Raw genomic sequence first — 25,941 nt, 5'->3', positions numbered from 1 at the left:
CCTCCCCTTCTTTATCGGCAAAGGAGATGTTTCAGCATGAAAGGCAGTTACTTTGTTCCGCAGGTGGGGCAGGTTTATCAAAACCGAAATGACAGGAGTTATCTATGCCTGTCTGTGGAAAAAAGGCCCCTATTAAACGATACCACCGCACAGATGCGGCGAACTTCTGATGGATGGACTCTGACGGCTCATGGTCTTATCCGTTATGAAGATGGAACGATTGAGTGGAATTACTCTACTGGAGGCAGATGGAGCGAATCAAAGTGAGGAGGGAGCGAAGATGAATAACGAATTTCTGCCAGCCTACAAGGTATATCAACAGGTCATTGATCTTGAACTGTACTATGCGTTTGTAGATCTTGTCGTACACACCTCTCAAGAAGAAAAAGCCTGGGAGATCTATCGAAATATTGTGGACACGCAAATCTGGCAACAAAAGGCAGAAGGACAGAATTATTTTGAAGCCTATAACCTCCGTTACCCCGGCGAGGTCCTGGAACGGTTTGAAGAGAAGCTGGGAAAAGATGTCCGCATTATTCGTGCGTTGGCGCTGGCACTGGGGAAAACCCGTGCGCTTCAGTTAGACAATATGTTTGTTGGAAATCAGCGCGGCAGTTTTCTCCAGATGATCCGGCGGACTTCCAATGGAGATGTGTACCTGCAAGGGGCTCTTTATCTGTTGGAAACAGATATGCCCCGCCGACACGCCCTGCTGGATGAACTGGCTGCCACAGAATATGCCAAGACCGAGGATGCCTTGTTTGTCCTGTCTCTGTTCGATGACCAGGAGGAAGGGTACCGCACTATGCACAGCCAGCTTCTCCGATTGCTGGGGAAAGAACGCACGCTTTCCCTGCCGGAAAACTGCGGCGTGCTGGAATGGCTGGTCCAGCATTATGCTCCGTATATCAAGTCGTATCGCGGAAAGTCAGATCTTGTTTTGCGAACACTGACGAAGTTTTTCAGAATGAACATGAAACCGGACAGCCGGGAGTTTTCAATCCTGACAGATGCCGGCTACAGCGGTGAGGAAATTATACTGACCAATTCCCTTTGTGTGTGGGCAGACAGAATCCCGGACAGGATCTCCTGGAACGGGACCACCGCAGAAAAAATCGCATCGGCGTGCTGCCAAATGCTCTTAAACCAACCGGATGGACTGTCGGAAGGGCTCTATGCCTATGTTGGATGGTTGTTTGGCCGCTATGAAAGGTTTGCTGTCCAGTACAATGGGTATCCAAATCTCTGGGAGGCGATTAAAAAAGAACTCATACCATCCGCACCACAGACAATGATCTGGATGCTGAAAACCGTCAAAAAGGAATTCCCGTATCGCTTTGACGCCTTTGACCCCCAGTACGATATTCTGGCAAAAGAAGTGCCGCAAGGCGATTACTGGGAACTGTTTACAGATCAGATGCTCTGCTCTTGTGGAAAAACGCCAATTATTCAATGGCTGGCAAGATACCGGGAATTAACGGGCGCTGATTACTGTGATGGCTTCCAGGAATGGCACCGTTCCTCCGATAGAGCTTTTGCTCTGCTGGTAGAGAGAAAAGAAATCCGGCTGTGGCAGTTTTTTGAACAGCATCAGGAAGACGGCCCCTCTGCGCAGTCGATGAAACTGCTCTTGGGATATGCCATGAATATCTCCAGCTGGCAGGGCTTCCGTTTTGTCCGGCGTCTGCTGCAGAAATACACTCCAGTGCAGCTCCAGAAGTTTTTTGGGGAGCGGTTTTTCTTTCATGAACTTTTTGTAAGGGGTAATCGGTACAGCAGCAGAGACTATGAGTTTTTTATCAAACGCTCTTTCCTGACAGAAGAGCAGCATCGGCAGCTCTTTGAATGGATCGAGGCTTCTTTTTTCCAAATGGAGCCGAAATGCTATCAAGAGTTTATCTGGTGCGCTTTACAAGATTCGGATGTGCAGCGGCTATACGACAGGCGGCTGCTTGCGTCCGTTTTGCGAAGCCTTTTATCCAGCGGGAAGTACACAGGTGGCCGTGCGGACCATCTAAAGGAAAAATTCTACAGTAAGGAAGAGCTGGAAGCCGATCAAAAAGCCGACGCTGAAAAAGCGGAACGGGAGGAACGCCTTCGCCGGGAGCAGGAGCACCAGAAGAAATGCGAACGGTTGGAGCAGACCTATGACGGTACGATGTCTTCTCTAAAAGAGTTTACAAAAAGTTTCTATTACGATAGGGATGTGAAAGAAGCCCTGGATATGGTGTACGAAAAGCTGCGGGAACAGCCTGCGGGCTGCGCGGCGGCATTTGCAGCGGACGAATTAGAACAATTTTTCAAGTTGTGCGGTGATTTGGCACGATACAATCCAGGAGACGAACAGAAAATTTTGAATATGGCAAGAACAATGATGGGAGGTCTTGCGGCATGATCTATGCGGAAAAGCATTTATCTTTGTTGTCCCGAATGGGGCGCGATGGGCTGCAGCTGCGTTTCACTGGAGAATTTCCAGAAGAAATACTGGATCAGACCTGTAAAAAAATCGAAGATATGGGTCTGCAAGAGCAGATTCGCAAGGAAGAAGCCACGCAAATCCAGAGGGAATTGATTCAAGTTCCAGAATTTGCGGAATTATATCAGGCTCTGTGCGCACATGGAATAGCGGTATCTGTTATTCAGACGATGCTCCATGCGGCAAGCAGCTATCAGGAGCACTTGTCCCAATATCCGAAGGAGCAGGTGCTGGAGGCGGCGGTGCTGGATCTCAAGCCTTCCCTGAAATTTGAGTACATGAAACACTACCAGCCGCTGGTGCGGTATGAAGAAGAGGAGCAGGCCGTCGCAGACAACCTGGATACCTTCCCTGTTCTGGAGTGGCAGGAAATCTCTCCGCTGACGGAACATCAGCGTTCAATGATGCGTCTGCCGTTTCTTGGCACTTATCTATTCAACTGGCACGACCATGAGCGGAAGGCTGTAGAGCTGTTGGAGCAGAATCTGCCCCTCCAGAAAATCCTGATGATGAACTATGTGTGGGGAGTGGAGTTGTTTCTGGATGCGGACAGTCTGAAAAATCTCAAATGGCTACAAATGCCGGATGTAGAAAAATTCCGCCGGCTGATGGAAGCCTTCGAGTATGATGCGGAAGATTTATCGGAATTCTGGACGCTCTGGCTGGAAAACCGGGCCGGACAATATGATGTCGAATGGTGGCTGAGTCAGCTGTTGCCCATCAGCAAAGAGCGGCGGCAGAAAATCCTGCAAAGCAGGCTGAGTTATCTCAATGCCCTTTACGCTGGCTGCCTTCACATCAATTTTGAACAAGTAGAGTATTTTCAAGTCCAGCTCCTTATCTATGCGGTGGAGCACAAGAAAAAGCATTTTTTGAATCTGGTGAATCAGAACAGCGAACTATTTTTCTCGCTGGGGCGGTATTCGCTTTTATTTGTGAGTGGCTTCTGCGAACGCTGTAATCTCAATTCACTGACGGTTAAGAACTTAAAGGACAGTGATTCTATTGAACGGACAACCAGCTACTTTGAACTTTTGGAAGAGGGCCAGCAATATACCTTTGAGGAGCTGCGCCTGTTGTGGCACCAAGAGGAAGTATATGTAAGACTGTACGCCAAACTCTCCCCGCTCTCCGTGGACCAGAGGATGCTCACGATCCGGCAGCTGATAAAGCGGGATCTTGTCAGCCAGAATATCGGAGACGAGGCGCTGGAACAGGTAACTCAATGCTTGCTGGAAAAGCCGTTTGGAGCTTGGTATGAGAAAGATTTCGGACACATCCGGGGACTGACGCGGCAGACTGCAATGCTTATGCTGCAGCACTATCCGGAGATTCAGGCATTTATCCCGGAATTTCGGGCAGAGGCGGATGCGGTTTTCGCGGTCAGCAACGCTTCCAAGATCACAGGCTTTTCAAACTGGAGTCAGGTGTGCGGCTCAATACTGGTTACCGATCAGAATTGGGCCTATCTGAAAGAAAACATGGGCTTTTCCGAGGAGTTCGTCCGCGAGTATCAGCCGGGGATTGTGAATTTCCTGCTCCGGGGCGGCAGCTCGATGGTCCGCCCGCTGTATAACGAATTGCAGTATAGGAACGAAAGTGAAAAAAACTGCGAGGCGCTCCGGCGTATTGTACAGGCAGAGCTGATGGGCCAGTTCTATAAACTGAAATACTTTGCTGGTGATTTGAAGCAGGAAATCCATTACCCAATTCAAGAGGCGCGGGAAGATGTCTGGAAACAGAATCTCTCTTTGACCAGACTGGGCCTTATGGCGAAAGAGGTGGATGATTTTTACCACACAATCCGCATGGGCGAGCTTCCGCACTTTACCTGCTTATCCTGCTATCAGGGCAGCCAGAGGGACTGCCTTTTGGCCGCATTCGATAGCAACAAAAAAATCATTCTGGTTTACAAAGACGAGAGCGTAGTAGCACGGGCGTGTCTCCGGCTGACGAAAGGCTCTTTCCAGCAGCCATCAACGCTCAATTTTGAATTTGCTGATCTGTCCAAAGAAGATGTTCCCACAGGCAGTCACGCATACAGTGAGAAGCTGGTGCTGTTTCTGGAACACATTTATACCTCTGGATTGAAGAAAAGTGAAGAGACGGCGGCAAAAGAAATGGTAGTGGCACTGGCAACGCAGAAAGCGGAAGAACTCGACGCAGTTGCGGTGCTGTCAAATCAGTATCGCGGATGCTATCCCAGTGGGCGGTATGTCAGCGCCCCAATCTATATCTACATCTCAAAGTCCAAAAATGGGCGCCAGTATCTTGATTCTCTGGGAGGCGCTGCAGTGACTTTGGCAGAGGAACAGTATAAGCAAGAATCGTTTTTTGTAGAACGGGCCGCACTGGACCGAGCCCATGCGGCATGACAGGAGGTTTCTTTATGATGTTTGACAGTATTTTGGTAAAAGTATCCTGCAGTGAAGAACTGCTGTATCTCCACACCATATCCCGGAGGCATAAATCCCCGTACCGCTTTGCAATCCTGCGTGATACGCTGGAGCAGTTGGAGCGGGAGCCGGGGCGTCAGATTATCGTGGCTGACTGCGGCTGCTATGCCGCCCTTCGGCTCACACGGGCACTGGACGGCGAGATGCTGGTGATCCGCTTTTCCTGGCTGCAAAGCGCCGGTGCGGACAGCCTGCGCGGCTATGAGGAGTGGGTGCGGCTGCCCTACCGCCGCTTCCACGAGTGTGTGGAGGCCGGGACGGATATGGCCGGATGGAACTGGAGCCAGCTCTCCGTGCCGGAGAAGGTGACCCGCCGCTTTGAATTTCACAGCAGGCAGAATCTCCATCAAATCGCCCAGCGACCGCTCCTGCGGCACAAGCTGGGGAAAACTCTGGAACACCATTTCCAGTGGCGGGATGCGGAGAAGATCCTCATTTATGATGACGGTGCGCCGTACAGCTTCTTCTTTGAAGAGGTCACGCCCCGGGGCACGGGAATCTGCGGCGGCATCATCCTGCATGGTGCGGATAACCTGCAGAAAGCCCAGTACAGCGTCCACACCTAATTATAGCAGGGAGGTACATACCATGACGATCATTAAAATAAATGGCGGCTTCTGGGGATGGGAGCCAATAGAGACGCTGGAACGGCTTTATCCGCTGTTTGAGCAGTACACATTGGACCCGATCTATGAGTGGTACGGGAATTTTGTAAATCGGAAGCCGGAGTGGCAGCGGTCAGAAGAGCGTCAGGCTTATCAGGGCTGCACGGTAATTTCGGGGCGGTTTCTGCATTATGGGAACTTTTTCTATATCGTCACCGATGAGGAAGAACTGATCCAGCGTTTTGAGCGCCTGGTGGCGGACAACAAGGCCACACAGGCATACCAGGACGAGAGGAAAGTCTGCTTCCCGTGCAGCGAGTGCAACCAGTGGTCGGCTGCCAGCGGGCTCTGCGGACTGACTGGCCGTTATAGACAACCCCAGTGGGAGTGTTTTGCGCGATATGTTCTGCCGAAGGGGAAAGTCGAAGGTGACGGCGCAAATATGCGCATTGAACTTCCGATCCCGGAAAAGGCAGGAAAGAAAGCGGTGCTTATCGGCCGCGGCCAATGGGAGGTTTAACAATGGATTGGAGCAAAGTCCACAGGAAACTCGCTGGCCGCTTCAGGCTTCTGGAGCGTCGAAATGAGGATGGAGATTGTGTGATCCACTGTTTCGGCTCTTTGGGCCAAACGGGAGTGAATAACGATGATGTTCGCTATATATGCGGCTTCTATAGTCTTCCCTATAGAGAGGACTGGCGCAGAGAAGAAGCCCGCGACGCCGGCGACAGTTTTTATCTCCTGATTAAGACGGATGACTGAAAAAGTGCTTTGTCTGCCCTTATCAAAAGCATAGGGCAGAATCTGTGTAAATTCATAACAGGGCCGGGCAGAGGAATATTCCTCTACCCGGCCCTTCTTTTTGGGGCTGACATGGCCCGTGTTAAATCAATCGGAATCATTTTACAGTATTTTATAATCTGATAACTGTATGTCCTTTTGAACCCAATTTTCTACTATGCTTCGACTTCATCTTCTTGTGTTTTGACATACAATATGATACTCTTTTACCATAAGCACATCTCAATTAAGCACAAAAGAAAGGTGATCTTAAAATGGCAGAAGCCGAGAGCAAGCGTCAGCGCCGTACCCCGCAAGAGAGAGCGAATGAACTGGATGAAAAAATCACGAAGATAAATCAGTCCATCAATGAGCTGGAGGAGAAAAAGAAAACTGTTGTAGAAGAGTACGATGCGAAGATCACCGCAGCAAAGGAACGCATCAAATCTCTGGAGGCAAAAAAGCAGGAGATCCTTGCTCCCAAGGCTCCCCGAAAGCCCCGTAAGACGAAAAAGCAGAAAATTCAAGAGATTGTGAAGCTGGCAATGAAAAATGGTATGTCGGTAGAGGAAGTCGCCAGCCAGCTCCATGTGGAAGTTGAAAGCTAAACAGTTTTGATAGAAAAGCAGCATCGCCTCGAATGTATCAGGACGATGCTGCTTTTTATGGTGCAGGCCGACTATTCCACGCCCCTGATTTTTCGATGATACCGTTGTAGATAAAAACTTTCCTGCTTTTTTGTTGAGAAAGGCGTCATACAGGCGTAAAGGATATGTATAAAGCAAAAAAGGAGGCAATTATCTATGTTAATTGGTGTCGATCATGGCAACAAACAAATCAAAACCGTTCATGGCGAGCCCTTTGTGTCTGGACTGCAGCAGAGTCTGACCCGGCCGTTCGGCCAGAGCCTGCAATACTGTGGTACTTATTACACACTGTCCAATGAGCGTATTCCGTTCCACAAGGATAAGACGGAGGATGACCGATTTTTTGTCCTTACACTGATTGCTATTGCAGAAGAGATAACCGCCCGGGGAATTGGTGAAAAAGAACAGCAGCACATCCAGTTGGCTGTTGGTCTGCCCCCGGCACATTTTGGCTCTCAAGCAGAGAAATTCACCGCCTACTTTCAAGGCCGCGGGCTTGTTGAGTTTATGTATGGAGACAAACACTACACCATCAGCATTGAGGATGTGGCCTGCTATCCCCAGGCATACGCAGCTGCGGCCACAATGCTGCACGCCCTGTTGGATGACCCAAAGGCAGTCGTATTGGATATTGGAGGCTTTACAGCGGATTATCTGTTGTTGAAAAACGGAAAAGCCGACCTCGCTTCCTGCGATTCGCTGGAAAACGGCGTTATCCTGTTATACAATAAAATCAGGTCCAGAGGAAATGCAGAGTTGGATTTGCTGTTGGATGAGGGCGATGTGGATGCCATCCTCATGGGCAGACGGACACAGTATCCGGCCGAGGCTATACAGCTTGTGGAACGACTGGCGCAGGAGTTTGTCAACGACTTGTTCAGCACTCTACGAGAGCGGATGTTGGATTTGCGCTATTGCAAAGTGGTGTTTGTGGGCGGCGGCGCTATTCTGTTGCGCCGGCAGATCGAGGATTCCGGCAAGGTGGGAACGCCTCTGTTCGTCACGAACATCAACGCCAATGCAGCTGGATTTGAATACCTGTACCGGCTTGAAACAGTGGGCAGGTGACAATCATGACGGCCAAAAAAGAAAGGGGGCGCTTCTCCCTGCGGTTCAATATCGGTGACCCAGTGCAGCGGGCCGCAGTTGAACTGCTGGAACTACAACCGCCCCACAGTAAAGCCCAGTATATTGCAAATGCGCTTGTGTACTATAACACTCATTTTTCTGACGATCCGCAGCCGTTAAAAGTGCCAGCCATTGACCGTGCGGCCATTGAAGCGATAGTGCGAGAAATTATGCGTCAGGATGAGCAGGCTTCGGATAAGGCAGTTTCGACCGGGGAATCCTCTCCTCCAAAGAAAAATAAAATAGCCCTGCCGCCGCAGGAACAGACGACAGAGCCATCAGAGGGAGCATCCGAAGTTGATGATATGACCCGCAATCTGATCGCCAGCACCATGGCGGCTTTCCGTAGGAATGGCTAAAAAAGAGGTATGGGAGCGAAGCTGTGCCGACTCTCATACCTCTTCCTTTTCCTGTATGGCAGCAATAAAGTGATCGATAATCTGTTCCAAGTGGCGGTATTGGCTGGGTGTCAATGTGGAAATCTTCTGCTGGAGCAACGAAGTGTCTGCTTCAAGAATTTTACCACGCAGTAAATAGTCTGCGCTGATGCCAAGTGCTTCACAGATCTTCAGCATGGTTTCCGGGCGCATCGCTTTTTGCCCCATTTCCGCATACGAGATGGTTTGCGATGTGAGATGCGTCAAATTTGCCAAAGTCTCCTGTGTCATATTTAATTGTTTTCTTCGCTCCAGAATCCGCTGGCCCATTTCTTTCAAAAGCTCACTCATTCGCAATCCTCCATACTATAGTTACATTTTATCCACTATAGCATGAAAAATTAAGCGACTATAGTTGAGTTTAATCAACCATAGCATATATAATGATCGTAAGATGAAAAATTTGGAGGAAAAACAAGTGAAAATATGTTCGTGTGCGGTGATTGGTCAACACCCTACCCGCTTCAAATTCAAATACAATGAATATATGACCTCATGCAAGCGCATAAAAAAGCGGATGCATGATGTATTTGTGTCACTTTACCAGAGCGGTGTGCGCTGCTTTTTCGTTGGGGGAGCTCTGGGAGTAGACATGTGGGCAGGCGAAATCCTGTTGGATATGCAGCGCCAGGTAGAATATCGGGAATTGGATGTTGTGATGGTCTGCCCCTTCCCCGGCCATGATGTCCGATGGGACCCAAAGAGCCAGGCACGGCAGCGAAAACTCCGAGAGGGCTGTGCCAAGGTGCTGATGGGATCAGAACACCCAGGAGCCGAAGGGTATAAAAAACGCACGGAATATATGATGGGGCAGGCCGACTATGTTGTAGCTGTTTATGATAATGATCCGAAACATTACAGCGGAGTGGAGACAGCGATAGGGATCGCTGAAAAAAGAAACTTGTCAATAGTGTTGATTCATCCAGACACAGGAATTATAAACATAGTAGATCATTACAGAGAGAGGCATACGGATTAGGCAAAATATGTTACTGTTTCTCCAAAAAACTAAAAAGGTGTGCGGTTTTGGTAATACGAAGCCACCTTGACTGTCGAGGAAAAATCGGGTATCATCTGATTAGCGATAGCTAACTTGAACGAGTTAGAAAGAGGTGGGTTATGTCACATAGCAGTCTATATCTTACCAATCTTTATAACGATTTGATAACCAATACCCCTCAGACAATCACTATGGACATTCCTTCAGAAGTCGGGCAAGGCCAAATTTCTCAAACAAAAATCAAGCACGGCGTTATCCTCTCAGACTGGAAAATGTGCTATCAATCCGATATGAATGTGCAGGGTCCTGTTAGTGGAGAATATATGCAAATCATTTTCTGCCTGAATGATGGAATTTCATGGGGGATAATGAATGAGAATCGTTCTATTACTATACAGAAAAATGAGTCTTGTATCTATGCTGGACATGATGGCACAGAATATATCTGCTACAAAAAAGACAGTAACTTCTCATTCAAAAGCATTAAAATCCCAATTCCCTACTTTTCACAACTCCTTGCTGATTACTTTGACGGACAGGAAATTACAGTCTATGAAAAGAAGCTCCTGAATGGTATTGCCAAAGTCTCTGTCACACCAATTATGGAGCAAATACTGTCGGAAACAAGCAAATTTTCTCAATACCGCGGGGGGCTGGGCTATCTCTATTTGGACGGCAAACTGTTGGAGCTGCTGTCCATCTATCTGGGAGAAGTTTTGGAATTGGACATTCTGATGGGCAAAAATATTTCCATGTCCCGGACGGAGCGGACTGCCATCATGGAAGCAAAACGGATCATCGACAGCCAGCTCGCCTTTGCCCCCTCTTGTGAAGAACTGTCTCAACAGGTACATCTGAGTCTGACCAAGCTGACACGGGGATTTTCTTCCTTCTACGGTATGCCGATCCATCAATATGTTATTGAGCAGCGGTTGACACAGGCGGCGCAACTGCTGTTGGACGGAGACTGGAATGTGGGGGAGGTCGCTGCGATTGTAGGGTATGGAAAACCGAGCAACTTTGCGGCGGCCTTCAAGAAAAAATACGGTGTTGCACCCAAACATTACAGGGAGACACGCTTCAACCACACAAAGCAGTGACCTTTAACTGCTTTTGGGTGAAAATGGGCAGGTTTTGGGTCGAATTAGAAAGGCATAACTGATACAATATGCGTTGAGGTTAGTAAGTGCTAACCTCAACGCATATTGTTGTTTAGAGGAGGCAAAGCATGAAACAGAAGTTGAATGCGAAAGATTTTATCCTGATTGGCGTCCTGACCGCCCTCATGTGGATCATCTGCATGATTATCAGCACCATTATGAGTGTGGCCGGCCCAGTGACCAATGTGTTCTATCCATCCGTTGTCGCGATCCCCAATGGCATCGTGATGATGCTCTTACTGGCAAAGGTACCGAAAAAGGGCGTTTTCACCATCTGCTCCGCAATCCAGGCTATCCTGTTCCTGCTGGTGGGCGCTTTCTGGTTTATCCCCATCGGCTTGGTGATTGGCGGTGTGATCTGCGATTTCCTGGTCATGGGCCGGAAAGAAATCACCATGAAGTCCATGACCGTGGCCTACGCCCTGTTCAGCGCCATTTTCGCCTTCAGCGCCATCTGCCCCATCAAGTTCCTCCAGAGCGCCTTTGTGGGAGCCATGGAGAAGAACAATATTGCCCAGGAATACATAGACGGGATGCTGAATATCACCTCCGTCCCCATGCTGGTGGTCATCGTTGCGGCCGGCTTGGTAGGTGGACTGATTGGCGCCGTGATTGGGCAGAAGGCTTTGAAGAAGCACTTTATAAAGGCAGGGCTCGTTTCAGTCAAATAACAAGGCACAGCCCCTCGGCAGTCAATCAGACAAGCGCAGGCAAGCGGGCTGCCTGATCTCAGGGCGCGGGGCTGAAAATGGCCCCGCGCTTTGATTTGGATAGGGAGGCATTGGAATGGAAGAATCACAAATCAAACAAATCATTGAACAGCAGCCCCTTCATGGATCGGCACTGTTAGATCCCCGCTGCAAGATTTTACTTCTGGTCTGTATCGGGTTTGTCAGTTACTTTTTGGCTGGGGAGGTGGTCAGCCTTGCGCTCATGCTGGTGTATGGCCTGTTTATTGCCGTGGGGAACGGCGGAAAGTGGGCCTTGAAGATGATTGTGGTCTACATCATCGTTGCCTATCTCAACGCCCTGCTCCGCTATGTGCAGGTGCCGGTACTGAGCGTGATTATGAGCGTGTTCGGCGTGACGCTTTTGAAGCTGATTCCCATTGTGATGATGGGCCTTTGGATTTTGCGGACCACCTATATGGACGACCTGATGGTGGCGCTCCAGCGGATGCGGCTTCCCCAGGCGGTGACGATCCCGCTGGTGGTCATGTTCCGCTATATCCCCACCCTGCGGATTGAATACAGGCAGATCCGCAGCACCATGGACATCCGGGGGATCAGCGACACCTTGTGGAAACGGGTATCTCATCCTCTTGCCACCATTGAGTATATTTTAATTCCCCTGCTGATGCGGTGCCTGAAGGTCACGGACGAGCTGGCGGCCTCCGGCACCACCCGGGGGCTGGAGCTGGAGTGCAAACGGTACGCCCTGCGCCCCATTCGCTTCTCCTGGCCGGAGGTCCTGGTGTCCCTGCTGGGCGTTGTCTTTCTGGCGGCGCTGCTGTTCCTGGACCAGACCCGAATCGGGGAAATCATCTTGTGGAGGGTGTGACATGATCTCGTTTCAGAATTTCAGCTTTCGCTATGAAGAGAGCAAGGACTTTACCCTCCGTGGCATTGATATGACGGTGCAGACCGGCGAATTTATCCTCCTGACCGGGCGAAGCGGCTGTGGCAAGACCACGCTGATCCGCTCACTCAACGGCCTGATCCCGCACTTTTATCCCGGTGAGATACAGGGCGACCTTGTGATGGATGGGCGCTCCCTGCTGGAAATGAAGCCCGCACAGCTGGCCGGGCAGGTGGGGACGGTATTTCAGGACCCGCGCTCCCAGTTCTTCATGACGGACACTACGCGGGAACTGGCCTTTGGCTGCGAAAATATGGGCCTCCCCCGTGAGGAAACCATTGACCGCATCGCAAAAGCCGCAAAGGATCTGGAACTGGCGGACTACCTAAACCGGAGTATCTTTGCCCTGTCCAGCGGAGAGAAGCAGCAGATCGCCGTGGGCTCGGTCTACGCGCTTTCACCGAAGGTCTATATCTTCGATGAGCCCTCCGCAAACCTGGATTATGCGGCCACCAAACGGCTTGCGGAGATTATGGGAAAATTGAAGCGGGACGGATACACCATCTTTGTGGTGGAGCATCGCTTTTACTATCTGCGTGATTTAATCGACCGGGTATTTCTCATACAAAACGGAAAAATCGAACAGGAATTTACAAGGGAGCAGTTTTGCTCCTTACCGGAGGGAACGCGCATATCCTATGGGCTGCGGACTGCATATCCGGAGCGGGATGCGGAGCATTATCAGGAAAAAGAACGCCGCCCAATGGGGAAACACCTGCTGAGTGTGCAGGGCCTTTCCTTTGCTTATCCGAAAGAGCAGGAGGTCTTTCGGAATGTCAGCTTTGAAGCCCACGCCGGGGATGTGATCGGCATCCTGGGCCACAACGGAGCGGGCAAGACCACCCTCTTGTCCATCCTGACCGGCCTCTTGAAGCAGCGGAACGGCGAGATCACCTTTGACGGCAGAAAGCTCACCCCACGCCAGCGCCGGGCGCTGTCCTATTTGGTCATGCAGGACACGGATTACCAGCTCTTTGCCAGCAGTGTGGAGGAAGAACTCTCTCTTGGGATTCGGGAGGACTGCAAAGAGAAGGTGGACGCCGCGCTGGAGGCGCTGGAGCTGTCCGAATACCGGGAACAGCACCCGGCGGCCCTCTCCGGCGGGCAGAAACAGCGGGTCACCATTGGCGCGGCCATCGTCAAGGACAGCCCAGTGATCTATTTTGACGAGCCCACCAGCGGCCTGGACTATGACTCCATGGTGCGGGTCAGCCGCCTGATTGAGCAGTTGTCCGCTTCCGGCGTGATCGTGTTTGTGGTCTCTCACGACTTTGAGTTTATCGTCCGGACCTGTACGGAGGTGGTCCAGCTGGACGACCAGGGGGCCGTTCAAAACCACCGGCTCACGCCGCAGATGTTGAAAGCTCTGTCGGAACAGTATTTTCATTGATGGGAGGTTGAAATCATGTTTCAAAAGGTATTTGAATACGCGGGGCCGCATAAAAAGGGCCTCTATGCGGCCACAGCGGTGGTGCTGGTCAGCGTTTTGATGGGCGTCCTGCCCTTTGTGCTGGCCTACCAGGTAATTGCTCCGCTGGTGATGGGAGCGGAACTTGACGCTTCGTTTCTTATCCTGCGGGTGGCTTTGGTGCTGGTGTGCCTGGTCTTGCAGGCTGTTCTCTATGGCTGGGGGCTCAATCTTTCGCACAAGGCCGCCTATGACACGCTGCTCCGGCTGCGGACTGCCCTGCAAAAGCGGTTTGAGAAACTGCCTCTGGGCGTGATCCAGGACAAGGGCACCGGCACGGTCAAAAAGCTGTTTGTCGATGATGTGGACAGTCTGGAGGTCCTGTTGGCCCACTCCATGCCAGAGGGAATCGCAAACCTGATGGTCCCCATCGCGGTCTATGTGGCTATGTTTTTCGTGGACTGGAAGCTGGCGTTGCTGTCTCTGGCCTCCATCCCCATCAGCCTGATCGCCATGATGACCATGTACTCGGTGGGCATGAAGAAAATGGGCCCCTACTATATGGCCGGCCAGAAGATGAACAACACCATCATTGAGTACATCAACGGCATGGAGGTCGTCAAGGTATTCAACAAGGACGCGGACTCCTATGAGCGGTTTCGCAAGGATGTTTCGGATTACCGGGATTACACCTTGGCTTGGTACAAGGCGGCATGGCCCTGGATGGCAATTTACAGCAGCCTCCTTCCCTGCACTGTGATTTTGACTCTGCCGCTGGGGGCGTGGTTTGTCTTCGCCGGCTGGTCGGCTCTGCCAGACCTGATTTTGGTGCTGTGCCTCTCCCTGAGCATCGGGATGCCGCTCCTCAAATCCCTGGGCTTCCTGCCCACCATGCCCCAGCTCAACTACAAGATTTCTGCGCTGGAGCAGGTTTTGGATGCGCCGGAGCTTCAGCAGACGCCGGACAGCTTCCACGGCAAGGATGATACCATCGTTTATGACCATGTTTCCTTTGGCTACACCAAGACACAGCCCGGCCCGGACGGAAAGCCCATGGTGGTGGAGGATGAAGTGCTCCACGACATCAGCTTTACGGCCAAGGCCGGACAGAAAACGGCCCTGGTGGGAGAGTCCGGCTCGGGCAAGAGCACTCTGGCAAAGCTGTTGATCCACTACTATGACGCGCAGAAAGGCAGCATCTCCATTGGCGGACAGAAACTGTGTGACATGAGCCTGGAGGCGCTGAACAGCCGTATTTCCTATGTAGCGCAGGATCAATACCTGTTCAACACCTCTCTGCTGGAGAATATCCGCATGGGACGGTTGAACGCTACCGATGAGGAGGTCCTGGAGGCAGCGCGAAAAGCCCAGTGTATGGAGTTTCTGGAAAAGCTGCCCCAAGGTATCCACTCCATGGCGGGGGATGCGGGCAAGATGCTCTCCGGCGGTCAGCGCCAGCGTATTTCTCTGGCCCGTGCCATCCTGAAGGACGCCCCTATTGTGGTGCTTGATGAGGCCACCGCCTACGCTGACCCCGAGAACGAGGAGAAGATGGAGGCGGCGATTGCGGAACTGGTGAAGGACAAGACTCTGGTTGTTATCGCCCATAAGCTGCCTGCTATTATGAACGCCGACCAAATCTGCGTCGTAGACCACGGCAAACTGGTTGCGGCAGGAAAGCATCAGGACCTGATCCAGTCCTGCCCGGAATATCAAAAGCTGTGGAAGGCGGCCCAGGACAGCGCCGAATGGAACATACATACCGCAAAGGAGGGGAACTAAATGTTTGCACTGTTTTCAAGGATTTTGAAACTTGCTGGTCCATATAAAGGGCGTATTCAGGGCGCTTTTGCCTGCGCGTTTGTGGAGTCGATCCTGTCTAAAATGCCGATCTTCCTGGCCTTTGTGGTGTTGAGCGGCTTTGCCGCCGGAACATTGACCGGACAGACCTGCCTCTATGTGGGTCTTGGCCTCACGGCGGCCGTGCTGGTGCAGATGCTGGTCCACTACCTCAGCGACAGCCTCCAGAGCGCGGCGGGCTACCTGATGTTTGCCGAGAAGCGCATGGAGCTGGGCGGACACCTGCGGAAACTGCCTATGGGTTACTTCACCTCCGGCAATATCGGCAAAATCAGTTCTGTCCTCAGCACCGATATGGTGTTTATTGAAGAAGTCGCCATGAGCACGCTGGGCAACATGATGAGCTATCTGCTGTCCTCCCTGGTCCTGCTGGGGTTCATGTTCTATCTGAATTGGCAGCTGGGCCTGATCGCGGCCCTTGTGACCATCCTGGCGTGGCTGGTTTCCAGAGGGATGAACAAGGTTTCCCTGCGGGAAGCCGCTGGCCGCCAGGAACAGAGCGAACGGCTGACGGACGCGGTGCTGTCCTTTGTGGAGGGCATCGGGGTCATCAAGAGCTATAACCTGCTGGGTGAGAAATCGGAAGAACTGACCGGCAATTTCAAGCGGTCCAGAAATACATCCCTCGCCTTTGAACGGAAGATGACCCCGTGGACCATGGGGTTGAATGTCCTTTATGGAATCGGGATTGCCGCGATTTTTGGCCTGTCGGTCTTTCTGGAGCGGAGCGGTGTCCTTTCTCTGGCCTATGTGCTGGGCGTCCTCCTGTTCGTCTTTGACCTGTTCGGGCCGCTCAAGGCGCTTTATGGCGAGGCGTCCCGCCTGACTGTGATGAACGCCGCCCTGGACCGCATTGAGGCTGTATTGGATGAGCCGGAGCTCCCGGACACAGGGAAACAGCATATCCCGGCTCAAGCGCAGCCAGGCCAGCCGGAGGTGCAGTTCAATGATGTAGCCTTTGCCTACCAGGACAAAGAGGTGCTGCACCACATCAGCTTCTCGATGTTCCCCAATAGCATGACCGCTCTCGTGGGCCCCTCCGGCGGCGGGAAGTCCACCATCGCCAATCTGCTGGCCCGGCTGTGGGATGTGAAAAGCGGCAGTGTTGCCATCCGGGGCGTGGACACCCGACAAGTCCCCCTCGCGGAGCTGATGGATCACATCAGCATGGTATTCCAGCGCGTGTATCTCTTCCAGGACACGATCTATAACAACATCAGTATGGGCAAGCCAAACGCCACCGAGGAGGAGGTCTATGAGGCGGCGAGGAAAGCCCGCTGCTACGATTTCATCATGGCTCTGCCTGACGGATTTCAGACTGTGGTGGGAGAGGGCGGCGCAACCCTCTCCGGCGGTGAGAAACAGCGTATCTCCATCGCCCGCTGTATTCTGAAAGACGCTCCTATTGTAATTTTGGACGAGGCGACCGCCAGCGTGGACACTGACAATGAGAGCTATATTCAGGAGGCTATCTCCGAACTGGTAAAGGGTAAGACCCTGCTGGTCATTGCCCACCGTTTGAATACCATCCAGAACGCCGACCAGATTTTGGTCATCAGTGACGGACATATCTCGCAGCATGGCACCCATGAGGAATTGATGGAACAACCCGGTATTTATCAGGATTTCGTCCGTATCCGTATGAACTCTGCCGGTTGGAGCCTGTCTTGATGGAGAGGAGCTCCCCATGAAACAATTACACGCATCTGGCGAAGATTATCTGGAAGCAATCCTTGTCTTAAAGAGGAAGAAAGGCATGGTGCGCTCCGTAGATGTGGCCCGGCACCTTGATGTATCGAAACCCAGCGTGTGTCATGCGGTAGCCACCTTGAAAGAGGGCGGGTTTCTCACCATGGACGAAGACTCTTTCCTGCACCTGACCGATGTGGGCCGAGAGGTTGCCGAAAGAACTTATGAGAAGCACTGCTTTTTCATCCGTCTGCTGGTGGATGCAGGTGTAGAGCCAAAGACTGCCGAGCAGGATGCCTGCCGCATGGAGCACGCAATCAGCGATGACAGTTTTCAAAAAATTAAATCAGGGCTAAAGGACAAGTAAAAGTGGTCTGGCAGTCGAGGTTATCGGAGGTGATGTAGTGGGAAAACTGTTCATATTATCAGTCGAAGAAGATGATCTTGAAACCGCAGAGAAAATCATGGCCTTCATAGAGTCAACAGAACTGGTCATGTGTACGGATCTTTCCTCTGCCCCTCTGCGCTATAAGGCTTTATGTATCGACGCTGCGTGCCGTCAAGTGTTTTGGCAGGGCAAATTCATAGAGCTGACTCCTATGGAGTTCGATGTGTTTCATTTGCTTGCCCGGCGGCCCGGACGGGTATTTTCAAAAAGGGAGATCTATGAGTTCGCCGCCCCTGATTCGTTTGACAGCAGTTGGACGGGGATTTCCAGCATCATTTACAAGCTGCGCCATAAGCTGAACGCTGACTTTATCCAAACCGTGTATGGGAAGGGCTATAAATTCTTGCCACCGTAACACTGTTGACCATTAAAGACAAGACAATAGAAAGGCCGAATTTTAGGTAAGTAATACTTTATACATGGAGTAAATCGACAAGATTAGAGTAACGCCAGCCAGCAAGCAGATATAAAAAACGACGCTTTGGTGTGAGCAGTAATGCCCTCAAAGCGTCGTTTATATTTTGTCTGGAATGTGGCGAAGAACATCTTCTACCCTGCAAGAAAGAATGTTGCAAAGGTCATTCAGTGTTGCGGTTGAGATATTCCGGTTTTGTTTCAAAGAATCCAATGTCCCCTTGCTGAAGGAATAATCCTTTATTAAAGAATAGGTCGTAATTCCTTTTCGACGCATGGTATCCCAGAGCGGATCGTAAGTAATAATAGAGACCACCCCTTTGTGATTCCTATTATATTTGACATGTTGCATCTTGAATATTCCCGGTATGTCGGGTATAATATCTTAATTACATGATTTCATGTCCATCAATTTTTCTCATTCAAGCGCCTGACCATCAGCAGAACAGCTTCTAAATCCTGATCGTTCATCGACTTGATGCCATCTATAATCTCCTGAACTAAAATTGGATTTCGGTATTCTGTTTCCTCATCGAAAAACAAACGGGGCGTGATACCGAGCGTGTCAATCAAATAGAGCAGTTCTTTCACAGATGGCTGGGAATACCCGCTTTCCCTTAGTTAAAGATATGAACCCTCATTATCAGTCTACTTTTCCAATAAATCGGTAGTATATCTCTATTTCCTGTATTCTTTCGTTCTCCTCATTCGTTGTTGCTTCGTGAATGAGGATTTTTTCTATCATTGCGTTTAATAACGGTGCTGTCAGTTCCTTTGGTACGGAATACTCCTTGATTAACTCAATCCACTTTTCAGCACCTATCATATCCTGTTCCATTTTACTTAATTCTTCTCTTAGGTTGGTTATCTGCTGTTCCAGTTCTATCTGTTCCTTTTGATATTTCCCCGACAGCATAATGAAGTTTCGTTCTGTTATCTTCTCACAAGCTCTATCTTCATACATTTTCGCAAACAAACGGTCAATCTCATTTTGTCGGTTCTCGGCTTTCCTCAAGGCATTTGCCTTTTTCTTCTTTTCCCGTATTCGCTCTGCATTGCCGACTTTCTGTATTTTGTTCAACACCTTTTCTTCGTCCTGCTGTACTGCCTTAGCCCAATACTGCAATCGCTCCAATACAGCTTGATACAGCACATCATAGCGAATATAGTGCATAGAACAATAGCCTTTGCCAAACTGTCCGTAGAAACTGCAAGAATAATAACTATACGGTGTTTTATTCGCCTTATTTGTCGCAAACCTCATAGACCAGCCACAATCCGCACACTTGACAAGCCCTGCAAATATCGGCGTTGCCTTTTCCTTTGTCTGTCTACGCCTTGATTTTATCTGTTCCTGCACACGATAGAACACTTCCTTGTCAATAATCGGTTCATGCGTGTTTTCTACTCGAAACCATTCACTTTCGGGTTTTCGTACTTTCTTCTTGCTTTTGAAAGAAACGGTTGATTGTCGATTATGAACGCTGTTTCCTATATAGACTTCACTTTTTAATATTGCTTTAACATGAGCGATCGTCCACTCATAACGCTTGCTTTCGGGCTCTCCCTCAAAGATATGTGCAAAAGTACCATACCTTGTAAAATTCAGCCAAGACGCTGTCGGGACTTTTTCTTCTCGCAGTATCTTTGTGATTTTTGCACTACCGTAACCTTGATAGGCTAGAGAGAAGATTTTTTCAACAATCCATTTTGTTTCCTCATCAACCAACAGTTTCCCTTTGATGTCGGGGTGTTTCTTATATCCTAACGGAGCATAAGCCCCATAATACGCACCCTCTGCAAATTTTGTCTTAAAGGCTGATTTCACTTTACGGCTCGTATCTCTTGCCACCCATTCATTGATGATGTTCTTAAATGGTGCAATCTCACTTTCGCCCTTTTCGCTGTCTACACCGTCATCAATCGCTATGTAACGGACATTATGGCTGGGAAAATACAATTCTGTATATTGTCCTGTCATAATATAATTTCTGCCAAGTCGTGATAAGTCTTTTGTTACAACACAGTTGATTTTTCCTACCTCTATATCCTCAATCATTCTTTGAAAACTCGGTCTGTCAAAATTTGTTCCCGACCAGCCGTCATCAATATATTCATCAATGACATTCAAATGATGTTCTTTTGCATATAGACGCAACATACTTCTTTGTGTGGTAATGCTGGAACTTTCGCCCTGTAATTCATCATCTCGGCTTAACCTAAGATAAAGTGCAGTATTGTAAATCTGTTGTTTCATTGCCAGTTATCCTCCTTTATAACTAACCCGTGTTTACAATACCTGCTTGCAAGTAAAGTATAACACGGGTACTTTTTGCCATTCAATCTATTTCTTACAACTGCACTGATTTTATGCGATTGTCTGCTTTGCTTTTTCCAGCATGACATCAGTTAAAAGTTCTTCCATTGTCTTTCCCTTTTCGGAAAAATGCTCTTTTACTACAATCTTTGTCTTTCCTCTGTTGCCAATGCCACACTTGCCATTTTTCTTTTGAATTGTTTTTACAGCATTATCAATAACACATACCCCCCTTTCTGTAAAAATCTTATGTAAGCAATTCAACGGCTTTTGTCATAGCCCACAGGAGTTCCACCTCTGCATAGTTCTTATGTAGCCGTACCCATTGCGTGCGACGCTCTTAACGCTCAAGCTGTGGCTGTACGGGAGTATCATTATCAGACAGAACAGGTCATGGCGATAAAAGAGGACAAGTCTTTTACAGGAACACAAATAAGTTGTCGCTCGCTTTTGCAGGGAAAAGGTCATGGCGTATCTGTTTCAACAGCTTGCTGTCTGTCAAACGTATTGAATTGCTTTATTCAGTTGTCAAAGAACATGAAAGAAGAAAATCGTCTTTCCTATATACCGCGTTGGAAAAGAGCCGAAGCGTAACCAATATTCAAAACTTTTTTCTTTTCCTGTACCATATAGGGAAAGAAAGTGTCATTCTGCTAAGTTGCTGATGAAAAAATTTCTTTTCACACCCTAACTACCCATGCAACACCGTTATTGCCAACTATGGAATGAAAGATTTTCTTTGCTCCATATAGGGAACAGCAACTGCCAAATGTTAAGTTGAGAATGAAAAGATTTTTTAGATTTTCTCGACTTCCACTCCATATAGGGAATAAACACCTTGTTTTGTTGCAGATTTCTAAAATCTTCTTTCACTCCATATAGGGACAGCAACCCTCGATTTAATGAGTAGTTTTGAAAAAAAGTTAGATTTCCTTTTCTTGCACCATATCTGCACGCTAGTTAATGTTTTGTTGCAGATTTTTCAAAGAAATTAAAAAATACCGTCATTCTCTTGTGGAATAGCGGTAAAAAAAACAGTTAATCTATTAAAGATTAACTGTCTATGTATATTTACGTATTATAAGTAGTTATTTAAACTACCAGTTGGAAATATACCTGTATTTGTGTATATATGTTGGAGTAGTAATTTACTTTGCTTTTTTGTGTAATACATTAAGTCTACTGAAAATTTTTCATTATTTTTCATTAAAATAACTATTTCCAAATCAATTCCAAGTGCACCATCTTTACAATGTGTATACTCTATATTTTTTTGTAACAATTCAAAAGAAAAACCATATTTGTTGATGTTTTTCACATTCAATGTCTTCTCTTTCTTTTGCATTTTACCATTTTCATGTTCTTTGAAAATTTGACTAATAGTAATTATATCTGTATTATATTTTATCCAAGTATTAGGAAAAATTTTTAGTACTTTGTATAAGATTAGAATTATCAGCCCACTACTAAATATGCAAAGCAATTCGGCTCCCTTCGTATAATTTATAATACCATAAATTCCATATAGCATAATAAACATTCCAACACATAATCCCAGTACTGAAAGCTTAAGATATCCTTTAGCATATATTTTTTTCATATATATCTCCTTTGTATTTGAAATTTTTATTATTATAACATACAAAATGTAAATTGTCTTTCGAATAAATAGGGAATATAGCAATCTGACTTCATCTAAACAACACTTTATATTTAAGGTAAAAAATGAATTAAACATCAACGCTATTTGGAACAGCAATATCTATGCGTTCTTCTATGGTTGATTTTTCTAACTGCAATAAATGTTTATGCTTGTCTTTGAGTTCTGCCTGCTCAATCATATCTTTCAGTATCGTTGTATGATTTTCTTTGTCCAATGCCTGTACCATTTTTATCGTTGGTGCAACCTGTCTTTGTAACCAATGCAATGCTTTCTGCAACGTGTAAGGTTCTGGCTTTGTAGTTAATCGTATCGGTTCTCTGTTTTCCCCTACAAACCACGCCCAATCATCATTTGTTTTCCATTGACTTTTTGGCTTGTCGTCCTCTCTGTCAACAAAGCGGACATAATGATTGATGATAGAGAAAGCGGTGCGTTCAGCGTCCCGATAGGTCAGTAAATCTACAACTGCATAATAGGCTCGTTCATTTTTCATGCGTATTTCAAAACGGTTCTTAATCTCCGTATCTTCAACTTCTATGCAATTCTTGACATGCTGCTCATAATTCTTCTGATAAGCACACATATATAATTCACTGCTTGTTGAACCGAGATATAAGGTTTCGCCTGTGTTCTTTGGTAGATCGTTACCACATTTTTCCGTACCGCTGTAATCTTTCTGCTTACGGAAGTAGGAGATACATTCGCCAGCCTTGTATTTTTCCTTTAATTTTGGAATATCTAATATTCCTGCTTTATCATTGATTGCTAAATCAAGACGTTTCATCTTACCACCTGCCGTTAAACAATCAAGCATGAAATCATACCATGAACGTTCTTGTGCCAATAGATAACTTTCCATTTGACGACAACCTCTGCCTTTCAGTTCCAATAAAACACCTAAATGCTCTTGCATGGAACACATGATATTGATGTCGCCTAAAACATATTTACTTTCATATCCGTATTTTCCAAAATCTTCATAAAGCATATAATCGGCTTTTAGTTGTAATACATCACGGATAATTGCCAATGCGTCCGTAGTAGGAAAGCGGACACGAAAGTAATCAATCAACAGGAATAGTGGTTCTTGTGGATTGAAACGCTCAATCTGTTTTTCTATGACTTCTTTTAATTCATCATTCAATGGCTGTTTTCCTTTTTCAATGCGGTTGTAATATTCACGGCTGATACCACAAGCAACGGCAAGCCTTGTTTGTGGTACTCCGTATTCCTCACGCTTTTGTCTTAATTCTTCAATAAATTTTTTATCATTCATTTTTAAATTCCTCCAATCAAAAAAGGCAACCACCATTTACTGATAATTGCCTGTTAATAAAAATCTGTATAGAAAAAGCAGTCAATCCTAAGACTAACTGCTTGTGCGTACGGATATGAAGTTGTTTACCTTTATTGCAAGCTCTCATAAATCAGAAACACACCTGATAAAAACGTCAAAAAAGTTACAATTTCTATACGAAAATCAAAACACTTAAAAACCTCTTTTCCATACTTTTCATTCTTAAATACAAATATTTCTTTTCCAATTTTTCTTTTTCCTAGTGATAAAAGGATACAACCGTGTGCCGTATAATACTTTTTATTCTTAATTTTTATAATATAAGCGTGCTTTTTTACAAAAACTCCACCAACTGTATACCCAGCGTTTTGGTCTACAATACCTATTATTTTTCCTTTACATTTTTCGCCAGTAAAAACAACTCTATATTTTAGATACAACAAGTATAAACTGACAATAATGATAATAATTCCTAAAATCAACATTTAAGTTTATCCTCTCTTATAACAACTTCTAATTTTTTGTTTTTTTCATATCCACATTATAACATTCTCATATCAGCACCACAATAAAAATAATTAAGCACCAATAATCTTATTGAACATCTCCAACCGTAAATCTTTCACACCATCAGCGTTGAACACTGAGCTACAGCAATTAAGGCAACTACTACTGTATATTGATAATTGCCAATACTTACATTTCTGCAAAAGAAAAAGACAATCAACTTCTTGTTTGAAATCAACTGTCTGTCCTATGTCTTATTCAATTTTTCCAAGTGATAATGGCATAATTTATATCACACCATGTAAAATGCGGTTTCGCCTTGTAAATACAGCGTTTTCCGCTTGTTAATGTATATTGACTCTTGTTTTTTGTGCCCCCCTTGTTAGATAACGGGGGCTTATAAGGCTCGCTAAAGCTCGCCCAACCGCCAAAGTGAACCAGCCACAGCGACGGAAAGTCTGGGGACTTCCGCCACCGTGTCTGGATCACTCTGTCGGTTTGTGAGATTTTAAATCTATTTACTGCATAAACTGTAAGTTGTAGATTAGTCCCACACGATTTCCAAACAATTAAAGTTTTCTGGAATTGGTGGTACACACGAATAATTATTTAATTCAGACACCTTTATTGTGATTACTCCGTCAGAGCATAGCCATTCGCAATTTACTAATTTTTCTAATTCCGTAGGTAAAATGGTTGTGCAAATCACGATTGTATCTCCTGCAAGAGCTAATTCTTCTGCCCCATTGTTTTCTCCGATTTCTGTATCATCGTGCAGAGCAACACGCACCCACGCTATGTTAGGCATTAACTCAATCTTTTGTAGCATATCCCATATTTCAGAAAGCGTCGGTCGCCCAAATCCCCATTGGTTCGGAGCAATAGAATCTTCCTCTGTATTTCCATTGAAAAATTCATCAAGCGTTAGTAATGGCAAACATTCTTCATTTTCTTCCAATAATTTTTTGAATGTATTCAACTCTATCATAGTCACAATTCTCCTCAAATTCAAATTTATCTATAAAGCATTGTTACAAAATTTAATAGTCATAATTTTAAAATTCACTATGAAACTCCTATTTTAACATGCTCTACAAACCGCTTTCTTTCAAAAAGTCTTCTTTATTTATAACCCGTTTATAAAATTCTTGCTTTATTTCTTTTCTTAAAATTCTATTTTGAATTTTTCTCATATTATTAAAATCCAATGTAAACTCTTCAAAAATTTCTTGCAAAGAATTTATGATTTTTTCTGCTTCTTCAATATCAATTATGGCAAATACAATATTTTCTCCATTTTTTGTTGCTATTGATAATTTTTCAAATGATGAATATAAAGATTTGCGTTCTTCTATCAAATCCAAAACTAATTTTCTTGGTATATAAACTTCATCAGCATAAATCCATTTAGAGGAATAATATATTTCAATCTTTCCAGATTTCTTCTCGTCAATAACGACTTTTGAAAACGATTCATTATTAATTCGATTTTTCAATTCTCTGAAAGATAAATATTTTTTTACTACTGTCATACACCTAAAACTTTTAGGTATTAATAGTTTATATAAAAGGTAAAGGAAACAAATAAGCACAACAATGAAAAAAAATGCGACTCCAAAATCTCTTTGTAATTTATCTGTTCCCATAATACTTTTTTGCAATGAGATTGCAAAAATTATAGTACACATAAATATAATTATTGCTAATATAATTCTTTTAAATGTCCATATTCTTTTAATCATTTTCTTCTCCAAACTTTTTAATAAATTCTAATTTATATGTTTCTCTGTATCTACATTATACCATTTTCCAATACCTGCAACAATGCTTCAAAATCTTAAGATTACTATTTTTTCTGCTTTTGAAAAGCTACTTATCCGTCCATAATTTGTAAAGGGTGCTTAGCATTGCTTACGCAACAAGCCCTTGACAAATCATAGCCCGATAAGTTTAGGATAATCAAGCAGAGATGAAATAGTCCGTTGTTTCAAGACAACGAAAAAGAGATACC

At 46.5% G+C, this 25,941-nt stretch carries 28 protein-coding genes; 18 read left to right on the top strand and 10 right to left on the bottom strand.

The features are described from left to right. Positions 1 to 36 precede the first annotated feature (36 nt). The 9 genes from C12CBH8_RS01730 to C12CBH8_RS01690 all read left to right on the top strand — a co-directional run bounded on the left by C12CBH8_RS01730 (position 37) and on the right by C12CBH8_RS01690 (position 8,451). A complete protein-coding gene (locus C12CBH8_RS01730) occupies positions 37 to 267 on the top strand; it encodes a hypothetical protein (protein ID WP_118438871.1) in 231 nt (76 codons plus the stop codon). Positions 268 to 280: 13 nt separating this feature from the next. Continuing rightward, positions 281 to 2,395 carry a hypothetical protein gene (locus tag C12CBH8_RS01725; RefSeq protein ID WP_009257978.1) on the top strand — a complete coding sequence of 705 codons (2,115 nt, stop codon included), beginning with the start codon at positions 281 to 283 and terminating at the stop codon, positions 2,393 to 2,395. Next, the gene (locus tag C12CBH8_RS01720) at positions 2,392 to 4,851 is read left to right on the top strand and encodes a hypothetical protein (RefSeq protein WP_009257979.1); all 2,460 of its coding nucleotides are present in this window, start codon (positions 2,392 to 2,394) and stop codon (positions 4,849 to 4,851) included. Before C12CBH8_RS01725 ends, C12CBH8_RS01720 begins: the two co-directional genes overlap by 4 nt. 14 nt (positions 4,852 to 4,865) lie before the next feature. Further along, positions 4,866 to 5,498 (top strand): hypothetical protein, encoded by a 633-nt coding sequence (locus tag C12CBH8_RS01715; protein WP_009257980.1) that lies wholly within the window; start codon positions 4,866 to 4,868, stop codon positions 5,496 to 5,498. A gap of 22 nt (positions 5,499 to 5,520) precedes the next feature. Beyond that, complete coding sequence (locus C12CBH8_RS01710) at positions 5,521 to 6,057, top strand: hypothetical protein (RefSeq protein WP_009257981.1); 537 nt, start codon at positions 5,521 to 5,523, stop codon at positions 6,055 to 6,057. Between the two features lie 2 nt (positions 6,058 to 6,059). After that, on the top strand, positions 6,060 to 6,299 hold the full coding sequence (locus C12CBH8_RS01705; RefSeq protein WP_009257982.1) for a hypothetical protein: 240 nt from the start codon (positions 6,060 to 6,062) through the stop codon (positions 6,297 to 6,299). Between the two features lie 293 nt (positions 6,300 to 6,592). Next, positions 6,593 to 6,925, top strand: coding sequence for a pantoate--beta-alanine ligase (locus tag C12CBH8_RS01700; protein ID WP_071698923.1), 333 nt, complete (start codon positions 6,593 to 6,595; stop codon positions 6,923 to 6,925). A 195-nt stretch (positions 6,926 to 7,120) separates the two neighbouring features. Further along, positions 7,121 to 8,032 carry a ParM/StbA family protein gene (locus C12CBH8_RS01695; RefSeq protein ID WP_071698924.1) on the top strand — a complete coding sequence of 304 codons (912 nt, stop codon included), beginning with the start codon at positions 7,121 to 7,123 and terminating at the stop codon, positions 8,030 to 8,032. 5 nt (positions 8,033 to 8,037) lie between these two features. Next, positions 8,038 to 8,451: a hypothetical protein gene (locus tag C12CBH8_RS01690; protein ID WP_009257985.1), complete on the top strand. Its 414-nt coding sequence runs from the start codon at positions 8,038 to 8,040 to the stop codon at positions 8,449 to 8,451. Between the two features lie 33 nt (positions 8,452 to 8,484). Here C12CBH8_RS01690 and C12CBH8_RS01685 read toward each other — a convergent pair whose 3' ends face one another. Continuing rightward, complete coding sequence (locus C12CBH8_RS01685) at positions 8,485 to 8,820, bottom strand: helix-turn-helix domain-containing protein (protein WP_009257986.1); 336 nt, start codon at positions 8,818 to 8,820, stop codon at positions 8,485 to 8,487. A gap of 112 nt (positions 8,821 to 8,932) precedes the next feature. Between C12CBH8_RS01685 and C12CBH8_RS01680 the strand changes: the two genes are divergently transcribed. The 9 genes from C12CBH8_RS01680 (at position 8,933) to C12CBH8_RS01640 (ending at position 18,087) form a co-directional block, all read left to right on the top strand. Beyond that, a complete protein-coding gene (locus C12CBH8_RS01680) occupies positions 8,933 to 9,508 on the top strand; it encodes an SLOG family protein (RefSeq protein ID WP_420917662.1) in 576 nt (191 codons plus the stop codon). Positions 9,509 to 9,648: 140 nt separating this feature from the next. Continuing rightward, positions 9,649 to 10,629: a helix-turn-helix transcriptional regulator gene (locus C12CBH8_RS01675; protein ID WP_044940849.1), complete on the top strand. Its 981-nt coding sequence runs from the start codon at positions 9,649 to 9,651 to the stop codon at positions 10,627 to 10,629. A gap of 128 nt (positions 10,630 to 10,757) precedes the next feature. Further along, on the top strand, positions 10,758 to 11,360 hold the full coding sequence (locus C12CBH8_RS01670; protein WP_044940852.1) for an MptD family putative ECF transporter S component: 603 nt from the start codon (positions 10,758 to 10,760) through the stop codon (positions 11,358 to 11,360). 115 nt (positions 11,361 to 11,475) lie between these two features. Beyond that, complete coding sequence (locus tag C12CBH8_RS01665) at positions 11,476 to 12,249, top strand: energy-coupling factor transporter transmembrane component T family protein (protein ID WP_071698925.1); 774 nt, start codon at positions 11,476 to 11,478, stop codon at positions 12,247 to 12,249. 1 nt (position 12,250) lies between these two features. Beyond that, positions 12,251 to 13,717: an ABC transporter ATP-binding protein gene (locus C12CBH8_RS01660; protein WP_071698926.1), complete on the top strand. Its 1,467-nt coding sequence runs from the start codon at positions 12,251 to 12,253 to the stop codon at positions 13,715 to 13,717. 15 nt (positions 13,718 to 13,732) lie between these two features. Next, a complete protein-coding gene (locus tag C12CBH8_RS01655; RefSeq protein ID WP_071698927.1) occupies positions 13,733 to 15,517 on the top strand; it encodes an ABC transporter ATP-binding protein in 1,785 nt (594 codons plus the stop codon). Beyond that, complete coding sequence (locus tag C12CBH8_RS01650; protein WP_071698928.1) at positions 15,518 to 17,266, top strand: ABC transporter ATP-binding protein; 1,749 nt, start codon at positions 15,518 to 15,520, stop codon at positions 17,264 to 17,266. 16 nt (positions 17,267 to 17,282) lie between these two features. Beyond that, on the top strand, positions 17,283 to 17,651 hold the full coding sequence (locus C12CBH8_RS01645) for a metal-dependent transcriptional regulator (RefSeq protein WP_071698929.1): 369 nt from the start codon (positions 17,283 to 17,285) through the stop codon (positions 17,649 to 17,651). Between the two features lie 37 nt (positions 17,652 to 17,688). After that, on the top strand, positions 17,689 to 18,087 hold the full coding sequence (locus C12CBH8_RS01640; RefSeq protein WP_058722710.1) for a winged helix-turn-helix domain-containing protein: 399 nt from the start codon (positions 17,689 to 17,691) through the stop codon (positions 18,085 to 18,087). A gap of 159 nt (positions 18,088 to 18,246) precedes the next feature. Here the strand turns inward: C12CBH8_RS01640 and C12CBH8_RS01635 are convergent, their stop codons facing one another. From C12CBH8_RS01635 to C12CBH8_RS01595, 9 genes are all read right to left on the bottom strand, one after another. Next, positions 18,247 to 18,423: a helix-turn-helix domain-containing protein gene (locus C12CBH8_RS01635; RefSeq protein WP_243260135.1), complete on the bottom strand. Its 177-nt coding sequence runs from the start codon at positions 18,421 to 18,423 to the stop codon at positions 18,247 to 18,249. 131 nt (positions 18,424 to 18,554) lie between these two features. Continuing rightward, positions 18,555 to 18,737, bottom strand: coding sequence for a hypothetical protein (locus C12CBH8_RS01630; protein WP_215533397.1), 183 nt, complete (start codon positions 18,735 to 18,737; stop codon positions 18,555 to 18,557). Positions 18,738 to 18,789: 52 nt separating this feature from the next. Continuing rightward, a complete protein-coding gene (locus tag C12CBH8_RS01625) occupies positions 18,790 to 20,403 on the bottom strand; it encodes a recombinase family protein (RefSeq protein ID WP_104792151.1) in 1,614 nt (537 codons plus the stop codon). A gap of 111 nt (positions 20,404 to 20,514) precedes the next feature. Then, positions 20,515 to 20,727: a hypothetical protein gene (locus tag C12CBH8_RS01620; RefSeq protein ID WP_009274516.1), complete on the bottom strand. Its 213-nt coding sequence runs from the start codon at positions 20,725 to 20,727 to the stop codon at positions 20,515 to 20,517. An 814-nt stretch (positions 20,728 to 21,541) separates the two neighbouring features. Further along, positions 21,542 to 22,063, bottom strand: a complete 522-nt coding sequence (locus C12CBH8_RS01615) for a hypothetical protein (protein ID WP_009274514.1) — start codon at positions 22,061 to 22,063, stop codon at positions 21,542 to 21,544. Positions 22,064 to 22,193: 130 nt separating this feature from the next. Next, positions 22,194 to 23,402, bottom strand: a complete 1,209-nt coding sequence (locus C12CBH8_RS01610) for a replication initiation factor domain-containing protein (RefSeq protein ID WP_009274513.1) — start codon at positions 23,400 to 23,402, stop codon at positions 22,194 to 22,196. A gap of 131 nt (positions 23,403 to 23,533) precedes the next feature. Further along, a complete protein-coding gene (locus C12CBH8_RS01605; RefSeq protein ID WP_104792150.1) occupies positions 23,534 to 23,908 on the bottom strand; it encodes a hypothetical protein in 375 nt (124 codons plus the stop codon). Between the two features lie 566 nt (positions 23,909 to 24,474). Next, positions 24,475 to 24,918 carry a hypothetical protein gene (locus C12CBH8_RS01600; protein ID WP_009274512.1) on the bottom strand — a complete coding sequence of 148 codons (444 nt, stop codon included), beginning with the start codon at positions 24,916 to 24,918 and terminating at the stop codon, positions 24,475 to 24,477. A 103-nt stretch (positions 24,919 to 25,021) separates the two neighbouring features. Next, on the bottom strand, positions 25,022 to 25,672 hold the full coding sequence (locus tag C12CBH8_RS01595; protein WP_009274511.1) for a hypothetical protein: 651 nt from the start codon (positions 25,670 to 25,672) through the stop codon (positions 25,022 to 25,024). Between the last annotated feature and the right edge of the window lie 269 nt (positions 25,673 to 25,941).

The organism is Solibaculum mannosilyticum (genome assembly GCF_015140235.1).
GTDB classification, from domain to species: domain Bacteria; phylum Bacillota; class Clostridia; order Oscillospirales; family Acutalibacteraceae; genus Solibaculum; species Solibaculum mannosilyticum.
Note: the sequence above shows the minus strand (reverse complement) of the source record. Positions and strands in the feature narration are given on the sequence as shown.